Origin of the sequence: Cytobacillus horneckiae (genome assembly GCF_002835735.1) — a bacterium.
Taxonomy (GTDB): Bacteria; Bacillota; Bacilli; order Bacillales; family Cytobacillaceae; genus Cytobacillus; species Cytobacillus horneckiae.
The window spans coordinates 12,550-31,212 of record NZ_PISD01000017.1; the positions used below are offsets into that span (position 1 = coordinate 12,550).

At 35.1% G+C, this 18,663-nt stretch carries 19 protein-coding genes and 1 pseudogene; 14 read left to right on the forward strand and 6 right to left on the reverse strand.

Features of this window, described 5'->3' with window-relative positions; all coding sequences use genetic code 11:
- The first annotated feature begins 10 nt into the window (after positions 1-10).
- The 3 genes from CWS20_RS09270 to CWS20_RS09280 are packed head-to-tail and all read left to right on the forward strand — an operon-like array spanning position 11 to position 937.
- Entirely contained in the window at positions 11-235 is a 225-nt protein-coding gene (locus CWS20_RS09270) for a DUF7695 domain-containing protein (RefSeq protein WP_072502034.1), read from the forward strand.
- Positions 219-500 (forward strand): hypothetical protein, encoded by a 282-nt coding sequence (locus CWS20_RS09275; protein WP_101226279.1) that lies wholly within the window; start codon positions 219-221, stop codon positions 498-500. The genes CWS20_RS09270 and CWS20_RS09275 overlap by 17 nt, the downstream gene beginning before the upstream one ends.
- Positions 497-937, forward strand: a complete 441-nt coding sequence (locus CWS20_RS09280; RefSeq protein ID WP_072502033.1) for an NUDIX hydrolase — start codon at positions 497-499, stop codon at positions 935-937. The genes CWS20_RS09275 and CWS20_RS09280 overlap by 4 nt, the downstream gene beginning before the upstream one ends.
- Before the next feature lie 32 nt (positions 938-969).
- Here the strand turns inward: CWS20_RS09280 and CWS20_RS09285 are convergent, their stop codons facing one another.
- Positions 970-1,926 carry a tyrosine-type recombinase/integrase gene (locus CWS20_RS09285; protein WP_101226280.1) on the reverse strand — a complete coding sequence of 319 codons (957 nt, stop codon included), beginning with the start codon at positions 1,924-1,926 and terminating at the stop codon, positions 970-972.
- A 102-nt stretch (positions 1,927-2,028) separates the two neighbouring features.
- Between CWS20_RS09285 and CWS20_RS09290 the strand changes: the two genes are divergently transcribed.
- The 4 genes from CWS20_RS09290 (at position 2,029) to CWS20_RS09305 (ending at position 6,009) form a co-directional block, all read left to right on the forward strand.
- Positions 2,029-2,700 carry an SEC-C metal-binding domain-containing protein gene (locus CWS20_RS09290; protein WP_072502005.1) on the forward strand — a complete coding sequence of 224 codons (672 nt, stop codon included), beginning with the start codon at positions 2,029-2,031 and terminating at the stop codon, positions 2,698-2,700.
- A gap of 412 nt (positions 2,701-3,112) precedes the next feature.
- Positions 3,113-3,634 carry a hypothetical protein gene (locus CWS20_RS09295; protein WP_101226281.1) on the forward strand — a complete coding sequence of 174 codons (522 nt, stop codon included), beginning with the start codon at positions 3,113-3,115 and terminating at the stop codon, positions 3,632-3,634.
- A gap of 466 nt (positions 3,635-4,100) precedes the next feature.
- On the forward strand, positions 4,101-4,496 hold the full coding sequence (locus CWS20_RS09300) for a hypothetical protein (protein ID WP_101226282.1): 396 nt from the start codon (positions 4,101-4,103) through the stop codon (positions 4,494-4,496).
- A gap of 229 nt (positions 4,497-4,725) precedes the next feature.
- On the forward strand, positions 4,726-6,009 hold the full coding sequence (locus tag CWS20_RS09305; protein WP_101226283.1) for a hypothetical protein: 1,284 nt from the start codon (positions 4,726-4,728) through the stop codon (positions 6,007-6,009).
- Between the two features lie 46 nt (positions 6,010-6,055).
- Here the strand turns inward: CWS20_RS09305 and CWS20_RS09310 are convergent, their stop codons facing one another.
- Positions 6,056-6,967, reverse strand: a complete 912-nt coding sequence (locus tag CWS20_RS09310; RefSeq protein WP_101226284.1) for a WG repeat-containing protein — start codon at positions 6,965-6,967, stop codon at positions 6,056-6,058.
- Positions 6,968-7,100: 133 nt separating this feature from the next.
- Between CWS20_RS09310 and CWS20_RS09315 the strand changes: the two genes are divergently transcribed.
- Together CWS20_RS09315 and CWS20_RS09320 are read left to right on the forward strand one after the other, a co-directional pair.
- Complete coding sequence (locus CWS20_RS09315) at positions 7,101-9,638, forward strand: type IA DNA topoisomerase (RefSeq protein WP_101226285.1); 2,538 nt, start codon at positions 7,101-7,103, stop codon at positions 9,636-9,638.
- 127 nt (positions 9,639-9,765) lie between these two features.
- Positions 9,766-11,134, forward strand: a pseudogene (locus CWS20_RS09320) (IS1182 family transposase); the annotation flags it as partial.
- Positions 11,135-11,258: 124 nt separating this feature from the next.
- On the opposite strand, the gene CWS20_RS09325 reads toward CWS20_RS09320, so the two are convergent.
- Positions 11,259-12,563: a helix-turn-helix domain-containing protein gene (locus tag CWS20_RS09325; RefSeq protein ID WP_101226286.1), complete on the reverse strand. Its 1,305-nt coding sequence runs from the start codon at positions 12,561-12,563 to the stop codon at positions 11,259-11,261.
- Between the two features lie 247 nt (positions 12,564-12,810).
- Here CWS20_RS09325 and CWS20_RS09330 point away from each other — a divergent pair, with 247 nt between their 5' ends.
- Both CWS20_RS09330 and CWS20_RS09335 read left to right on the forward strand, forming a co-directional pair.
- Complete coding sequence (locus CWS20_RS09330; RefSeq protein WP_101226287.1) at positions 12,811-13,059, forward strand: hypothetical protein; 249 nt, start codon at positions 12,811-12,813, stop codon at positions 13,057-13,059.
- 30 nt (positions 13,060-13,089) lie between these two features.
- Positions 13,090-13,419 (forward strand): hypothetical protein, encoded by a 330-nt coding sequence (locus tag CWS20_RS09335; RefSeq protein WP_101226288.1) that lies wholly within the window; start codon positions 13,090-13,092, stop codon positions 13,417-13,419.
- 54 nt (positions 13,420-13,473) lie between these two features.
- Here the strand turns inward: CWS20_RS09335 and CWS20_RS09340 are convergent, their stop codons facing one another.
- A complete protein-coding gene (locus CWS20_RS09340) occupies positions 13,474-13,671 on the reverse strand; it encodes a ribbon-helix-helix domain-containing protein (RefSeq protein WP_101226289.1) in 198 nt (65 codons plus the stop codon).
- A gap of 168 nt (positions 13,672-13,839) precedes the next feature.
- Here CWS20_RS09340 and CWS20_RS28465 point away from each other — a divergent pair, with 168 nt between their 5' ends.
- Positions 13,840-14,601: a hypothetical protein gene (locus tag CWS20_RS28465; protein WP_101226290.1), complete on the forward strand. Its 762-nt coding sequence runs from the start codon at positions 13,840-13,842 to the stop codon at positions 14,599-14,601.
- A 51-nt stretch (positions 14,602-14,652) separates the two neighbouring features.
- On the opposite strand, the gene CWS20_RS09350 is transcribed toward CWS20_RS28465, so the two are convergent.
- Together CWS20_RS09350 and CWS20_RS09355 are read right to left on the reverse strand one after the other, a co-directional pair.
- Positions 14,653-15,708, reverse strand: a complete 1,056-nt coding sequence (locus tag CWS20_RS09350) for a fibronectin type III domain-containing protein (RefSeq protein ID WP_158236998.1) — start codon at positions 15,706-15,708, stop codon at positions 14,653-14,655.
- Positions 15,709-15,888: 180 nt separating this feature from the next.
- A complete protein-coding gene (locus tag CWS20_RS09355) occupies positions 15,889-16,929 on the reverse strand; it encodes a DUF3854 domain-containing protein (RefSeq protein ID WP_158236999.1) in 1,041 nt (346 codons plus the stop codon).
- 132 nt (positions 16,930-17,061) lie between these two features.
- Here CWS20_RS09355 and CWS20_RS09360 point away from each other — a divergent pair, with 132 nt between their 5' ends.
- A complete protein-coding gene (locus CWS20_RS09360) occupies positions 17,062-17,829 on the forward strand; it encodes a hypothetical protein (RefSeq protein WP_101226293.1) in 768 nt (255 codons plus the stop codon).
- A 36-nt stretch (positions 17,830-17,865) separates the two neighbouring features.
- Entirely contained in the window at positions 17,866-18,594 is a 729-nt protein-coding gene (locus tag CWS20_RS09365) for an NPCBM/NEW2 domain-containing protein (RefSeq protein WP_101226294.1), read from the forward strand.
- The last annotated feature ends 69 nt before the right edge of the window (positions 18,595-18,663 follow it).

The following is an 18,663-nucleotide window of genomic DNA, read 5'->3' on the forward strand; positions in this document are numbered from 1 at the left end:
AAGGGATAAAATGAAAAGAATTAAACGTAACCGAATCCAGTGCAAACATTGTGGTGATATTATTGAATCCTTCCACCAACACGACTTTAAAAAATGTAAATGCGGTAAGGTAGCCGTAGATGGAGGTTTAGAGTATGCGAGGCGGTCTTGCCCTAGCGGAAACTACGAAGACCATATTATCGATTTGATTGAATTTGTAGAAAGAGAGGAAGAAAAACATGGGAAGACAAATTAAATGCACTGAATCATGGGATATGGGAGTTGGGATAGGTTTGCAGCGAGGAATGGAGAAATATATAGACTTATATTTCGATTACATGAAAAATGAGTACATTTCTAAATTAAATCAAATCAATGACCGGGATTTATTAGAAAAAATGCACGATACCATATACACGAATGTACGAAACCGCCATGATTTTGAATTACTGTTAAATAACCTCCAGCATTATCATCAAGAACAAAAAGAGCGGGATAGAGAAAAGGAAAAAAACAGATGAATGAAGCTGTAGCCTTACAAACCAAAACGGATATTGTTATTGCTATCAAAGGATTGATTATACATCAAGGTAAAGCCTTAATTCTGCAACGGGCCGACCATGATGATGTAGGAGCTGGAACATGGGAGTGTGTAGGTGGTAAATTGGAGTTTGGTGAAGAAATTGAAGGAAGTCTAATCCGTGAAGTAAAAGAAGAAGCGGGAATTGATATTTCGATAGAGAAACTTTTATATGCCACAACATTTCAAACTGATCCTACAAGGCAAGTAGTTGTGCTGAAATATTTATGTAGTTGCCAGACAGATACTGTACTTCTTTCGGACGAACATAAGGATTTTCGTTGGGTACCTAAAGATGAAGCGAAACAATTGTTATCAGAGGGGATTCTTCATGATTTCGAAAAACATGGGATTTTCTGCTTGAAAGAATGGAAATAAAATTATAACCCTAGTGTCAATCTACATTCAGATTAAATACTAGGGTTCTTTTTGTTCTCTATATACTTCTCATAACGCCATAGTGATAAAGGATTCCTCAATCCGAAATACTGCTGCAGCTCTTCCAATCCTTTTCCTTCGTTCATCCTCCGGAGGATACAACTGTTCCGCATAGCTTGACTAGAAACTCCTTTTCGAAGCCCTGCCCTTGCTACTTCTTGCTTTATCATCTTCTGAATCGCTTTAACACCTAAACGTTTGGGAGTATTTGCTTCATAATTCCATCGGAACGTTTCCCGCTCAAAATCAAAAGCAACAAATAGCGGGTGCTTACTATGTTCGTAAGGTCTTACCGGCTTTGGTATATCCTCTTTGCAATACTTTAGGATAATTTGCTGATGTTCGTGATCCAGCTTCAAAATTCGTTTTGAACCATCCCCATCTTTAATCACCAATTCATGTTGGCCAAAATTAATATCCTCGATATTTATCCGAGTAATTTCAGTCATTCTCAATCCATAGAAGTAAAATAGATAAACAATGGCTTGGTTCCGATTAGAAAGGAAGGGAAAGGCTTTTAATTGATTATCGGTCAGATCCTTTCTAGAACGCATCGTTTTTAGGAGTTTCAGAACCTCATTTTCCTTAACAAAGTCCTTCTCTTCAAAAGAGCGTGTACCTGTACTTTTAAAAATGGTTTTTAGTTCATCTATCTCTATACCGTGAAATTTTAATAGTGAACTTAAAGTGGTTCCCATCGATGTAGAGTATTTACCCTTCTTATCCTCATGAAACTTCTCATAATCTTCTAAATCAAGAGATTCCCACGTTTCATAATTATTTTCTTTCCGTTCCTCTTTTAACCAATGAAAGAAAATCAGTAAATCTCGATAATAACGAGTAATTGTACTTTCTTTTTTTCCTTTTTCTCTTAACTCTTCTAAAAAGGCTAAAGCGAAATCTGGTACAATCTCTAAATTCACTTTCATTTTTTAATCCACCTCTCTTCCTGATTATCTTCTATGAATGCTACCATATCGGCTGATTCCTTAGTATTATTTTAATAGATATAAGAAAAGGAGACTATATGTATGGCTGAACGAAACGATCCTTGTCCATGTGGCAGCGGGAAAAAGTATAAAAAATGTTGTATAAACAAAGAAATATCTACTCCATTAGATATTTGGAAGCAACGAGCTTATCAAATTTCAACAGATGTAAAGCAACCCAATTCATTAGCAGAGACCTTTTTTGCTGTATTTAATCATTCTATCAAAAAGAATTGGCGGGGAGCCTGTCATGCTTTATCCGGTGTCTTAGTCGTTTTACTTCGGGAACAAGGGATTAACGCACAACTTAAAGTAGGTTTTGTCAAATCACCAAAAGTCCCTTTTGAATTTAGTCATTCATGGGTGGAAGTGGATGAAAAGGTGTATGACTTAGGATTATATCGCTCGAATCCACTAGTACCATCACCTAACGAATACCTAGAATTATCAGCACCTATTTTCCTTAACATCGATCTTGAAGCAAATATGGAAACGAGCATTCGCTATGGTGTACCTTCCGAGAGAGAAAAAACAGACCGTAACCTTCAAACCATTTTAAAAATGACATTAGGCGATTATATGAATGGTTGGCCGAATCATAAAAACGGACTCTGGGGAGAAGTTATTGAAATCGCTGAACGATTAGGACTATCCCTAAATCTACATGAAATAAAAGAAAAATACACTAATGAGAAATTTTCATTTAACAGCTAATCCTTTATCAATAGATAAGGGATTTTTTTATTCACCCTATGATTCTTTTTCTTCATTTTAGCATGGAAAAAGAGGCGGAAATAATATAAGGTCATATCCGCTACATCTATTCTTAAATAAAAAAATGGACATTTCGAACACATTTGGATAAGAGCCTGTGCTATAATCCTTCTTGTAAGTGATCATTCACTTACTAGTATCGATGGCTTTGAGCCATCAAGTGATGTTTTAAATGCCTTTTCTACCCTTAGTGGTTTTTTAGTTATTTGAAAAAGGCTGTGCGTTCCGTTGTGCTGATTCCTCCTTCGTTGGGTCAGTAGAATGGAGCGCATAGCCTTTCGTGTATCACGAACGATTATTCGTTTCAAACAACTAAAATATATAGCCCACAGGGCAGAAAGAGGAATTTAAAATGACAAAAATTCAAGTGAAAGAAGAAAAAATCGAAAAGGTATTTATTCAACTAAAGGGTTATGAGTTAGGTTGTTTAGATGGCGAAATTGATGCAATCGAAAACTTTATGGAAGCTGATTCTGGTTATATTTGTGATGTAATCAATGAAAGTCCAAGTGTACCTATATACTATAGGGATATTTGGGAAAAAGCTTATAAAATTCAGTATTACATTGAGGACCTAATTGATGAAGAAATGGGCGGCTTGGCTGATTCGAGTCTTGTACAAACTTTTCAATATGGTATTACTCGATACTATGAAGAAGTACTCCATGATAACTTAGAATCAATGATTTACAACAAACTAGCTTTATTACTGAATGAAGCTTTAGCCTCTTTATCGGATGAAGAAATCAATGAGATTGATTTTGAAGAATTAGAAGAGGAACTAGAGGATATTTCAAAGAAAATCGACCATAATGATGATCTTTCCATTATCCAAGATAAAGTTGCTAAAATCATTGATGAACTTATTGAATAATCACTTTTCTTACAGGGAACACCTTCTGTGTTCTCCTTACATAAAAAACAAAGTCTCAACAAAATTAAAGTTCCAGAAAAAACAAAAGTATTCAACGCAACAAACCCAAACGTGGATTTTATAGCATTTTTTGCTATTTTATCTATAGACGTTTGGGTTTTTTATTTTGGAATGGACATTTCGTTCACATTTTTAAAATGAGCCGTGCTATAATCTCCCTGTAAGCTATTTAGTTGCTTACTAGGTTTGATGGACAAGAACCATCCAGTGATGTTTTAAATATCCTCATTATTCATGGGGTTTAGTTATTGTAAAAAGGTTATGTGTTTCATTGTGTTGATCTCTTGATTTCGATTAGGTCAGTAGAATGGAGCGCATAACCTTTCGTGTACTATGAACGATTATTTGTTCCACACAACAATAACTAAACTATAAAAATCCCATCGGGTAGAAAGAGGTATTTAAAATGACAAAAATTGAAAGTAAAAGAGAAAATGTAAGGTTTGTAAAAATGAAAGCAAAGAAAAACATCCCAGCTAACAGAAATCCTTGGTGTTGTGATTCTTGCGGTAATGAAGCGGATGAATTGATTCTATCTTTGGATTCAGAAGAAACTTGGCTATGCCGTTCTTGTGATTCTAAAAAGGATTTATCAAAAGAGTTAATTTCTACTGTTGAATCCTTAAAAGGAGAAAATAAAGCGACTACTAAGCGTATTTTCCAAAATACTTTAGAACGTCTTTCGATTCCTTTTGGTTTAACAACTCACCAAAATTCTTATGTATATTTTTTAGACAACGGAATTGGTGTAACTTTCTTATTCAACAGTAAGGGTAAACTTATAGATTTTTCTATTCGTTAATATCTCCTTTGAACACTCCCGCTCTCTATTAATAAAAATAACAGTAAAAACAAAACAGAAGTAATCAAGAAAACGAAAGTATTCAACGCATAACCCAAACGTGGATTTCATAGCATTTTTGCTATTTTTTCCTTAGACGTTTGGGTTTTTTATTATAATAAAAAAAGGATGTTAAAATATTGAAATTCTATCTTTATACTATTTAAAAGTGCTGATAGGAGAAATATAAATGCCAAAAAGAAGAACCCACGAAGAGATAGAAAGAGCTGTTTATGATGTATTAGGAACAGAGTACTCTTTATTATCACAATACGTGAATTACAATACAAAACTAAAAATACTCCATAAAACATGCAACCATATTTACGAAGTGTTACCGGGAGGGATATTAGTTAATAAAACCAAGTGTCCGAAATGTTTTGGGAAAATCCAAAAGACTCCCGAAGAATTCCAAGAGCAAGTAACTCAATTAGTCGGCCAAGAGTATACATTACTTAAACCTTATGTAAATAGTAAAACGAAGGTGTCCTTACGTCATAATAAATGCGGAAACGAATACAAAGTAGCACCTAATCATTTTCTTAATGGTACACGCTGCCCTCAATGTTTTGGAAAACATAAAAAGACAACCGCGCAATTTAAAGAGGAAGTTAAATCTCTTGTTGGGGATGAATATGAGGTATTAGGAGAATATCAAACTGCTAGAAAAAAGATCAAAATGAAGCATGTGATATGTGGGAACGAATACGAAGTTGTACCAGATTCTTTCCTTAGAGGGACCCGTTGCGGTAAGTGTTTTGGTCATAATTTAATGACAACAGAAGAATTTAAAAGAAAAGTATATGACTTAGTAGGGGAAGAGTTTACCGTTGTTGGAGAATATCAAAAAGCGGGTGCGAAAGTAAAAATCCTTCATAACGTATGCGGTACAACACTTAACATCCGAGCTGATGCTTTTCTTTATAATGGTTCTCGCTGTCAATCTTGTGCCGGTAACTTTACGAAATCTCATAGTCAATTTGAAGAAGAGGTCTCAAATCTAGTTGGTGACGAATATATCATTCAATCAAAATACGAAGCAGCTAAACAGTCGGTCAAAATGAAACATACCGCATGTGGTCATACGTATTGGGTAACTCCAGATAATTTTCTACGAGGGAGAAGGTGTCGTTATTGCACCAATATGTCCTCCAATGAACGTGCCATTTATGATTATTTAACTGAACAGCATATTGATTTTGAAGTGGAATACGTATTTGAGGATTTGAAGAAAGAGGCACCTCTTCGCTTCGATTTTAAGGTAAATATTAATAAGCAAGAATTTTTCCTAATCGAATACGATGGCATTCACCATTTTAATGGCTTTCATCAACCCGCTTCTGAAATACAAAAACGTGATAAACTAAAAGATGACTATTGTAGAGAGAAAGGGATCTACCTTTTGAGAATTCCTTATTGGGAATTTCCGCTAGAATCAATAGAAAACATTTTAAAAACTTACGGGTTAATATAGGAAAACCAAAAACTCTGGACTACTACCAGAGTTTTTGGTTTGAACATTAAAGATACCATTTTCCTTTGCTGTGACCAGTTCCACTACATCTACATCTGGATTCTTCCACCCATTCACCTTTCTTATTAATAACACCGTATGCTGTTGAACAAATAGGGTAATAAGGTAGTACCTCTGCAAAACCATTTTTGAATGGTCTCGCAAACTGAAAAGTTGGTTCTATAACAACTTCCTCTTTCTCATTGATATATCCCCACTTACTTCCAACTTTGACACCAACTAAACCGTCATGAAAAGTAACAAATTCGCTATATGGGTTATCAGCGTATATATAATCATATCTATATTTATGTAAAATCACATTTCCGTCTGAGTCCAGAACAACACTTTTCCCATCAATTTTAACCTCATATTGCATTTCCTGTTTAGTTTCACCCTTTAAGTCTATGAATTCTTCTAGTTCCTCATTAAACTCCATCCATACTTCTTCATTTTCATCAATAACTCTGAGTTTAGAATCATATCTAACCAAAAAGAACGTCGTATATTCCACGTATTTAGATAAATACCTTATATATTTGTATTTTTTAGGAGGAAAATTAATAGATTCATACCTTGTATTTAATAATTGATACTCATTGTTTTTACCATGAACATAAAATGTGTAATCATCAATTTCTCTATCATCCTCTGGTAAAGTAAAAACACCCGGCACAAAGTCTTGTAGATCAGTATAAATTTGTTCGAAAGTGTCTGAGTATACGTCTACCAAACCATCCTTCTTTTTGCATATTATACACAACAATCTGTCAGAACCATCATCCTCAATATCTGTATGGATATTGATGTGGTAATAAATCGGATCGATTACAAATCTTTCTTCAACAGTTGAGTAAACCCCTTTTGACCAGTCTCTTGAATTGCCTATTGTTTTAATTGTTAGGTCATTCTTCTTCATATTTACACCCTTTATAAAAGAAATATAGATACTATGGTTCTTTCTTTATCATTATTATACTGCATCTCAAACCCTACTTACTTTTAAAATATAATAAAATAAAATCATATTATCTTTGAAAGGAGTTTTATTTTTGAAACTCGTCATCGCAGAAAAACCCGATGCAGCTAAAAAAATGACTGAACCCTATGGAGGAAAATTAAATAAAGAAAAAGGATACATAGAAGTACCTCCTTGCTCAACATTCCCACAAGGAGCTATATTCTGCTTTGCCATCGGTCATTTAGTAGGATTAGCTTCACCTGAATCATATAAAGAAGAATGGAAAAAATGGTCATTGCAAACATTACCGCTTATTCCAGAACATTTTAAATATCAAGTCAGTAAAGGAAAGGAAAAGGCATTTCAAGTTATACGGAAATTACTACAAGATAGCCGAATTCAAGAAATAGTAATAGCCACGGATGCTGGTCGTGAAGGGGAAGCTATTGCTTGGTACATCATGAAAATGAGTGGAGTTAAAAACATAAATGACAGCCGAGTACCAATTAAGAGACTATGGATTTCTTCTCTAACGGAAGCGGGAGTTAAGAAAGGATTCTCTTCTTTACGAAATGCCAGTGAAACCTATTCTTATTATGAAGAAGCGAATGCCAGAGGGATTGCTGATTGGACTGTTGGGATGTCTATGAGTAGAGCAACCACCATTCTCCTTCATCATCACGACCAAACATTAAGAGATAGCGGTATATTTAGTGTAGGGAGGGTTCAAACTGCCTTATTAGCTCTTTTAAAGAAAAGGGAAGATGAAATCCTTAACTTTAAAAGTGAGCCTTTCTGGAACGTATTTGCGATCTTTGATGTAAATGGCAAGCAATATGAAGGGAAATGGTTTAACGAGCAATCTGACCGTTTTATGGGCCAACAGGAAGCTTTAAAAGTAGTCTCATCTTGTAAAGGGAAGACTTCAACCATTAAAGAAGTGAAAAAAGAACGAAAAGCTTCCAAGGCTCCCATGCTTTTCAACCTTTCTGCTCTCCAGACTAAAGCAAATAAGGTTTATAAAATGTCTCCACAAAAGGTATTGGAAATCGCACAATCTCTTTATACGAAGGGATTTTTAAGCTATCCACGTTCAGACAGTCAGTACCTTACAGAAAATGAAGCAAGAGAGCTTCCAGCAATTCTTCAGAAGCTAAGGAATAAAGCGGAGTATCAAAACCTTATCCCTACTCCTAAATCGTCCATAGAGCAGGATAAACGCTATACAAACGCTTCTAAGGTTAGTGATCACCATGCCATTATCGTGACAGAGCAAATCCCTAGCAATCTAGCTGATGATGAACAAAAGATTTATGACCTTGTTGCTAGGAGTGTGATTGCTGCCTTTTACGAGGATGCCATTTTTGACCACACGCATATTGTGACACAAGTGGAATCCTTTTCCTTCGTTACAAGAGGAAAACAACTCATTCAAGAGGGATGGAGAAAGATCTTATTTCCTAATGGAGAAAAATCAGAAGAAGGAGAAAATCAAGAAGAGGATACAATCCTTCCTCCATTATCAGAACATGAAGTAGGGGTTATAAAGGATATTAAGACGAAAGAAGGGAAAACTCAGCCTCCTAAACGCTATTCACAAGGGGATTTAATCACTCTTATGAAAACAGCAGGAAAGGCGGCAGAAATTTCCGAAGAAGATTGGGATGAAGATGGTCTTTCTTTAAAAGAAGCCGAAAAACTTGGTAGTATTGGAACAGAAGCAACAAGGGCAGGTATTATCCAAACCATATTAGACCGCCAATACATTAAAATCTCCAAAAACAAGGTTTTTGTTACTGATAAAGGTAATATATTAATCGAATCCTTAATCAAATCTCAATGTGAGTTAGTCAGTCCGATAATGACCGCCAAGTGGGAACATAAATTAGGGCAGATTGGAGAAAAGAAATACCCAGCTTTTCGCTTTACAGAAGAAATTAAAGCTCTTACAACAGGAATGGTCAAACAAATCATTCAATCCGCGCCATTGTGGAATTTTAGAACTCAAATTGAACATATGCAAAAAGAAGAATTGATTGGTCTGTGTCCGAAATGTCAGTCTCCAATCAAAGAATTTCAAACAAAGGATAAAAAGAGATTCTTTGCTTGTACTGGATACAAAGACGGTTGTAAATTTGCTTTTAATAAGTCTTTCTTAAACAAAAGCCTTACCCCTAACCAAGTTAAAAAACTCCTTGATAAAGGGAAAACAGACGTGATAAAAGGGTTTAAAACAAGTGGAGGTAAAACATTTGATACATTCCTTTGGCTAACAGACGAATACAAGATCGATTTTGGTTTTAATCACCCAGAAGAAAAGAAAAAGAGGGAAGAAAATAAACCGAAACAAATTGGTATTTGTCCTAAATGTAGCAAAGCTCTAATGGAACACCCAACTTTTATTGGTTGTAGCGGATATAAAGATGGATGTAAGTATGCAATTCCTAAAGTATTCTTAAAAAAGAAATTGCCTATATCAGCCATAAAATCTCTATTAAAAGGGGAACCTACTGAAATAATCGAAGGGTTTGAAGGGAAGAGTGGTAAACCTTTCAACGCAAAATTGAATTATAATCTCGACGAAATGAAAATCGATTTTATTTTCGATAATCAAAAAGTTGAAAAATAAACAGAGGGAAATCCCCTCTGTTTATTCAGGCTGTTGAGAAAGTTTTTTCTCAACAGCCTTTTTTAGGTCTATATGTACTCCTATCTGTTAACACTGCTAAAAAGAAAAGAAGAAGGAGAGATGCAGTATGATGGGAGCTTTACAGAATCATCGAGATCAAGAGGTAACCGTATCGGTTGAATCCTTAGTTCCAGAGGATCACTTTTTACGTGCCATAGAAGCCACGATTGATTTTTCATTTATTGAAGAAAAGTTACAACCTTATTATTGTGAAGATAACGGAAGACCCTCCATTCACCCTATTACCCTTTTTAAAATGATGTTTATTGGTTATTTTTATGGCATTCGATCCGAACGTCAATTAGCGAAAGATATTAGAATGAACCTTGCGTATCGTTGGTTTTTAGGATTGTCTTTATCCGATCAAGTTCCTCACCACTCCACCATCAGTTTTAACCGACGTACTCGATTCCTTAACACCACGATTTTCGAAGACATCTTTGATGAAATTATCCATCAAGCTGCAGAACAGAAAATGGTAGGAGGGCGCATTTTAACGTCCGACTCTACTCATATCAAAGCCAACGCGAATAAAAATAAATTTATTCGAAAAGCAAAAGAAGAGCGTCCAAAAGAGTACTTAGAAGAATTAGAAGCAGCTGTGACAGAAGATCGTATTCAACACGGAAAAAAGCATTAAAACCAAAGAAGGAAGGCGTTGCCAAAACAAAACAAACGAGAGTGAGTAAAACGGACCCGGAAAGTGGCTTTCTTATGCGCGATGGAAAGCCTAAAGGGTTTTACTATTTAGATCATCGCACGGTAGATGCGAAATATAATATCATTACAGATACGTTTATCACGGCTGGAAATGTGGCAGATTCCGAGCCGTATTTGGCACGCCTTCAAAAGCAAATAGAGAAATTTCAATTTCGTGTAGAAGCTATCGCTTTGGATGCCGGTTATTTTAACAACTATATTTGTAAGAAACTAATCGAACAAAATATCTTTACGGTGATGGGGTATCGCCGGTTTGGAAACCCCAAAAAGAGTCTACCAAAACGGAAATTTCATTATGTAGAAGAAAAGGATGTGTACGCTTGTCCAATGGGGTGCATGCTTTCTTACTCTACAACGGACCGTGATGGATATCGTCACTATAAATCCAATAAGAGCGATTGTGAAGTTTGCCCTCTTCGCTCAGATTGTATGTCTACCAAGCAAAAACAACGCACGATTACACGGCACATCTGGGAAGGATATAAGGAAATCACGCGTCAACATAAACGAACAAGCGAAGGAAAACAATTATATAGGCTTCGCTGTTCTACTATTGAACGAAGTTTTGCCGATGCGAAAGAGCTTCATGGTTATCGGTACGCACGATTTCGAGGGGTGAAGTCTGTCCAAGAGCAGGCATTTATGACAGCTGCTTGCCAAAATATGAAGAAAATAGCCCTCCATCTCATCAAAAAGATAGGATGGAAGGCTATTTTGAAGAATTATCCCTCTATTTCAATCCTTCTTTCCCTGTTTTCTATCAAAAACCGTTCAAGTTGTCGGGAGCCTAAAGGGTTTCTCGACACTCTGAATAAACAGAGGGAAATCCCCTCTGTTTATTTAATTGTGAACGATTGTATTATCTGCAGATAGATTTTCCGGATGTGAGAGCATTAAAAATTCTCTTGATAGATCGTAATAATAAGCAGCATTTTTATAGTTCGAATTCTCGAACTCATAATCTGCAATGATTTTTAAAATATTCGATAACATAAACAATCTTTGTTGTTTCTTAAAGTATTGAATTACTTGTGTTTTCATTTTCTCTTCTATTTGATCTATTTCATTGTTACACAAATGGTTAAACAGGTTCAGTATTGCTATATATTCAGTTGGATCTTCTAAGTTTTCTGTTACGAAGCTAAGTCCTGTTTGAATCCATTCTTTTACATCTTCCATTTGATTTAATTTAAAATACAATTCAACGATACAAACAATGGTTTCAGCTCGATACTCATGAGGATAATTATCTAAATTCTGATAACAATCGATATAATATTCAAATGCTTTATCAGAGTCACCAATAATAGCATAAAGTTGTCCTAAATTATTGCTTATTGAATAGTACATATCTGTAAAATTAATAGAGTTTGCTAATTGCTCAGCTTTCTTATACTGCGTGAGAGCTTCTGTAATATTAGAGACTCTTGTATTTGCTATACCTAAGAAAACATGACATTCTACGCATCTTTTTAAGTTGTAGGAAGACTGATACGCCTCTAATGCTTTTTCACTGTAAGCAATACCTAAATGGAATTGGTCTACATTACATGCAGACATTGTAATAGAATAATATAACTGAGCTTTATCATTCACATCAATAAGATTTTGAGGTAATAACTTTTCACTCTCTAGTAAATGTCCTAATGCTTCTTTAAAGCGTAGTTGATAATAATAAAAATTACCTACAGAACGCTCAAAATAATACTTATCATCTAGGGAAAACGATATTGAATATTCCTCTGCCTCGTTAATCATTTCAGCAGCTTTATCGAAATCCCGCTTCATAACAAAGTAATGTATAGAATAGATATACACCTTAATCAATTGCTCTTTTTTCAAAAAAGACGATGTAAGTGATTGTATTCGGTTATATAATTCGTCCGCTTTTTCGGTTTCATTTTTTATTATCGTTTGATTCCATTGTTCTAGTTCACTAAGAATATTTTGCTCATTGGAATCGATATCTGAATTTATTCCTAACCTATTTAGTAAAAGTCTTTTTATATCTTCACTTGGTAATATGGTATCATTCTCTACTTTTGATAAATAGGAGACTGAACATATACCCTGTGCGAGTTCTAGTTGTTTAATTTTCTGTTTAGTGCGTAGTAATCTTATTTGTTGTCCAAAAGTCTCATTCATAAATTTCACCTTTTCTATGCCTGTTCAAGAAGTTGAATAATAATTATTGTATCATGCAATATCTCTGGATTTATTAGCCATTTCTTGGGATTAAGGCACATCCTTTGTGATAGTTAGTTCAAGAAATTGAATAATGACATAAACCCCTTGTAGAATGAAAAAACTTACTTTATATTCAATATTGTTCATTACGTTAAACTAATAAATCTTTCATATAGATTAAGCGCAGCAAAAGGAGCTGAATCCATTGCTTTTACAAGAGGAATTATTTGATTCATCCGAACTTTACGTAGAAAGAGAAAACATCAAAGCTAAAGACTATGTATATGTAAAGAAGAATCCCATTAAAGACAGTAAAGTTGTATCCATACAGTTATTTCAACAAGGATATGTAACAAAAGTTGAACTTATCGACGGGGATCGGATTTGCTCTGTATTCTTCGGCCGTAAATTAGAAAAGTATTATGATTATCAGTTAACAAAGAGATTACCTTAAAGAACGAAAATAGAAAGGAGCGGACAAATTATGTCTATGTTATTGTTTCATGATGATACAATTGGAAACTTCGGAATTGACCTTGTAGAACTGGAAGTGACCAATCAAATTCAATGGGAGAAGGTTTGGAAAATGTGCGGTGCTGATCCCGAAGAATTTGCGGAATTTATCGGTCAAATTTTCGATACTTATTATGAGCATTACAACATAGAACATGATTTCGAACCGTCTCTTTATGCAGAAGAACTCGGCAATTTTAAAGTGATTTTAACTACTGAAACCGCTGAGTACGAATTACGGGTAAATCTAGACCGTCCCTCCCATATTATAGAGGTTCCGACTATCTTTCATATTCATTGACCATAATGAGCATAAGAAAATCCCTTGCGGTTGCAAGGGATTTTTTATTTTGCGTTATATTACTTCTTTAGTAGCAGCTTGTTCATCATCGTTTTTATATTCTCTTAATAATAGTTCAATCGCTTCGTCCAACAATTTTGATTGAGGCACTTTCGTCTCTTTTGATAAATCCTTTAATTTTTCTAATAGCTCATTATCAATCGCTGAGCCAATCCTTGTCCGATTCTTCAGATCTGACTTTTTATTTTCCACTTGTAAATTCCCTCCTTTACACTCATTATTCTAAATCTGATATCAGTTACTTGCAAGTGTAATCAGATGCATGTATAATAAAAATATAAATACTGATATCAGTTACTTGTATATGATATCAGAAAATGCGTTGAATAAAAAATAAAAGAAAAAAGGGAGATTAGAAAAATGAAAATTTTAGCTTTAAAACCACTATTAGCCATGATGATTGGGACAAGCGCAGTATCAGGAGTTGCTTATGGTGCAACAGAATTAGTAAAACCCCAACAAGAGGTTATAAATCAAGAAAACAGCTCTACACTAGATACGCTTCAAACTAATAAAAGTAAGGTAAATTCACCTTCTTTAAATAAATCAAATGTAAAAAAAGAAGAGAGTAAACAAATAAATATAACTAAAGAGAATAAAAAGTCCTCTGAACAATCACCACCATCTAAATCAGCTTTTGACAAAGTTGTTTCTAAAGACGAAGGGGATAAAAAAGGAGTACAAGTTAATCAAAGTACACAAAATTCTACATATACAGAGGAAAAACAGAAATCTAAAACAGTTGTAACCAATTCCAATTCAAAAACACAGGAACCTTCATCCTCTGTTTCAAAGAAACCAGAATCAAAGCCAGTAGCAAAGTCGGCAGCAACACCAACAACAAAATCAAGCCCGGCCCCTAAACAAGCAACATCATCCAAGGCAGTAACAGTACCAAAATCAAAACCGAAACAAGTATCTGTATCGAAACCAACACCTAAACCAACACCTAAACCAGTAGAGACACCGAAGCCAACTCCTGCTCCGAAGCCAACACCTAAACCGGCTCCTGAACCACCTAAAGCAGAAGAAGGTAGATTACAGATTCCAATGGGTAATATTTATGATGGCTACGAAGTTCCAGAAGGGAAAACAATGGTCAGCAATGAATTGATGGAATAATAAAAGGGAGCATCCTTAATTGGAGGCTCCCTTTTATTACTATCATTGAATTTACTGAACAGTTATATATACCGGTTCACTCGTTTTATCTGTAGCTGGGGTACCACCAACATAAGGGACAACTGTTATTTTATAATCGTTCCCTTTTACAAGCGATCTTGTGTAACTTGTACCAGTTGTCGAATAAGGAAGTGCTGAACCGTAATTTGTAGCACCTATGGTTTTCTTAGCAATTAATACTCGATATTGAGTAGAATCATTAAATGCATCCCATGTTAAATTCATCGTTGTACCATCCATGACCACTTGAACATTTTGTACTTGATCTGCTACCACTTCAAAGCCCGTTCCACTTTGACCTCCACCATCTGGTACAGCGAATGATGTTGTAGCGGAAGATAGAGCTTTGAATTGATAAACATTACTATGTGCTGGAATTATTTCAAATTTGTATTCTTCACCAGTTTGTAAGCCTGTCCAAGTTAAAGAAGTTGTATTCGCAACTCTTGGAACACCTACACGTTGATAATTTCCGGTATCCTTATTCAATTTAAAAGCATAGATACGATACTTCTCAGATGTTATGCCATTCACCATAAATGGATCCCAAGTTAATTCTGCAGATGTTCCGTTTGGCACCGCTTTAAAGTTCTCCACCACTTGCATTACTTTATCTAAAGTAACAGTTACTTGGAAAGATAGGTTTTTGGATTCTGTTTCGGGTATATTTTGACCAGCTCCGACTGAAAGAGGAATACGATACGCTTCACCCTGACTCACAGCCAATCTTCCTTTCGGATAAACACCCGGAACTTCTGTATCTACTTCATTATTAGCTATTTTAAAAATTAATTTATCTGTTTCTTGAATATCAGTACCTCTTACTTCAACTTCCCCTGTGTCAGTAAAAGCGGTATATTCAATAGATGGATAAAAAGCAACGTCACCCGTATTTTCAATGGTCATATTCGCAGAGTCAAAGCTACCAATATCTGGTCTAAAGTCTAATGAACTAGGGGTTATACTTGCTGCTACAAGACTATCTTCAATCGTGATAGAAGCAGGAACACTTGTACTTGCAAATATACTATTTGCTGAAAACACCATTCCTGAGAAAAATGCTATTCCTAGCCACTTTTTTAAACTCATACTTTTTGACACTCTCCCTTCGTATAACACGTTTTTTTCAATAATCTTTTCTTTTTTATCTAACTTGTGTTTCCACATTCATTTATTATAAAGTATCCGAATAAATAAATTCACTTTAAATGCAGATTAAAAGTCAATTTATAAATATTTAAAACCATTTTTCTTCTGAATTTCCTCCATATCTACGAAAAGAGGAAAACCTCCACTAATGACATAATCATCTATCCCTTTACCTTTACGAATATCCCAAGTGGCAAAATATATTGGATATTGATTCTGATTAAATTCATTTTCGATCACCTTATACATTTCAGCCATATGATAGAAAACTTGCTCTTTTTGTTCATAATCCGCATCAAAAGCAATAATTATATTCCCTTCACTTATGTCGTGCTTCTTATGAATATTTCGAATGATTTCTAATACATCATGCCAACCAGCTACACCAGAAATTCCGATTGCTGAAGCTTGTAATCGAGACATAATGACATTCGCTTTAATGGTTCCTTCGGTTATCCAAATATCATTTGTTTTTAGAGTAGAGGGGAGAGCGACATGAGTTAAAATCCCACAGCTTGTACCTTTATCATAACCATCCGTAGATAGATTCAAATATTTCGTATTAGAGGTTGGGTTATCTAATCGCACTTGTAATCCTGCTACCTCTTTATCAATCGTTAAAACAGGAATAATAATTCCACTCCCGCCTTGTATCCACCAATAGGAACCACCATTTTTTCCTTTCCGTTTACAGATGCCGGGAATTGAGCCGAATAACCTATCAAGATCATATCCCTTGAAAATTTGCTCCAACTTTTTGATACCTTGATACCGTTCCACTGGAAGAGAGCGATAACCATGCATATATATTTCCTCACTTGTCAGACCTCGCTTCCGTAAAGCTAAATAATGGTCGTCTGATAAAGGAAATACTTTTAAGATTTCGCGGTAAATTCCATTCAAAATATATAAAGGGGCTTTTTCCCTTCGTTCTCTCTTTTTATGACTTTTTATAGGATCGCTCGATAAAGAATGCCACCATCCCCCTTTTTTATTAGGGTGATCATTTGCTATACGTTGGCAGAGAGCGAGTTTTCCATCTTCACTCACCATGCACCAATCCGGCTTTCCGCATATCGGACAGAGGATTCGAGCTTTTGCTACGTTTATTAGAGCCATCGGAAACAACCTCCTTCCGAAAATATAAATACTTATTTCCATTTAACATTTTAACAGTATTCCGCTTTTAAATGTGATAAAATACAATCAAATTATATATTTGTTTATTTAAAAAAGGTGGATGAAAGTAAAATGCCAAATATGAATCAAAAATTGAAAGATTATTTTTTAGAAAGATTACCCTTTGTATCAGAAGAAAACCTTATCGTATTAACCAACCTGTATAAACTCGGACCTGAAAATATGGCCCATATCGCTGAAAAAAGTGGTGTAAAACAACATAGAATCAATCCTATTATTTCCACTCATGAGGCACTAGGTTTTGTTGAGTTATATAACGCAGGACAAGCCAAGGAATACGTTATTACGGATTTCGGCATTGAATATCTTACTTTAATTGGTCGATTGCCTGAGAAGAATAACCCGGAGTTAGACGAAATTAAAGAGGATAGAGCTACATATGAAACACCAACTGTCTCCGTTAGTGGAGAACAGGTTTCTCTATTAGAACATATATTTCGTTTATTAAACCTAAAAAAAATTAATACCATTCCTACCATAGCAGAACAGACAGAACAAGACGAGAAAGTGATTAAAGAGATCCTTCTTCATTTAGATTTATCAGGAATGGTAAAGAATCAATTCAAGCAAGGTGTTCGTCGATACGAATTAACTGAACTAGGGGAAAATTATTATCAATTTCTTAGAGGAAAAGAACTCGCTTCTGGCACTCAAGAACTCCTAAAACAGTTAGTTCCACGTCTTTTTGATACTTTATTAGCTTTACAAGAAGGCCAGTCATCTTATTCAGATGAAGTCAATTACGCCAAAACATTAGGTTTAACGGATGGCTCTGTCCTTACAGACCAAGGGAAGCGATTTGTAGAAGCATTTCGCTAAGACAACATAAAAAAGAAAAAAAGGGAGAGAGAAAAGATGAACGAAAAGCAAAAACGCATACTAGCAGTCATCGCTTTTGTTGCTGTTTGTGGCATTGCTGCTTTTTCTTATTTCTTTATGAACCAAGGGAAAAGCGAATTAGCTTCCGCTAAGAACGATAATCCACCTGTTGAAGAAAAACAAAAGGTAGAAGAAAATAAGGCTATTAGTGAAGAATCAAGCGTAGAGGAAGGCGAACAACCAGAAGAGGTCGCTGAAACGGAAACAGAAAAGTCAGAAGGACCAATCCGCTTAGAATCATTGCCATTGTTACGAAAATACACAGTTAACAACATGGAATTGGCAAACGAATTATTAGTTACAAAAGACCTTTGGAGTAACGGTGAGCCTTTCTCAATCACTCAAGAACGGTATTCACAAGGATTCGGATTTGAAATGAGATACGTGATGAATTTAGAATTTCCAATTGCAGCAGGTGATTTTACACTAAGTAAGAAATATACATCATTAAAAGGGAAGGTTGGTGTCGATGATACATATGCCGATTCACCCGACTTGTTCCATATCATCTTTTTAGGAGAAGATAAGCAAGGAAATCAAACCATTTTACAAGAGACCAACGAATTTAAAGGTGGAGATTATCCTCTTGATTTCGATTTAGATGTTACGGATGTAGAACGATTAGTCATTCAGATTGTTCGAAACCCACAATCCTTAGAACAACCAAATACTCGAATTGCATTTGTTGATACGCAGCTTCAATAGTTTTTAAAACCTCTTGAGCTTATGTTCAGAGGTTTTTACTTTTTCTCCAAAATCAAAACCACCAGTGTG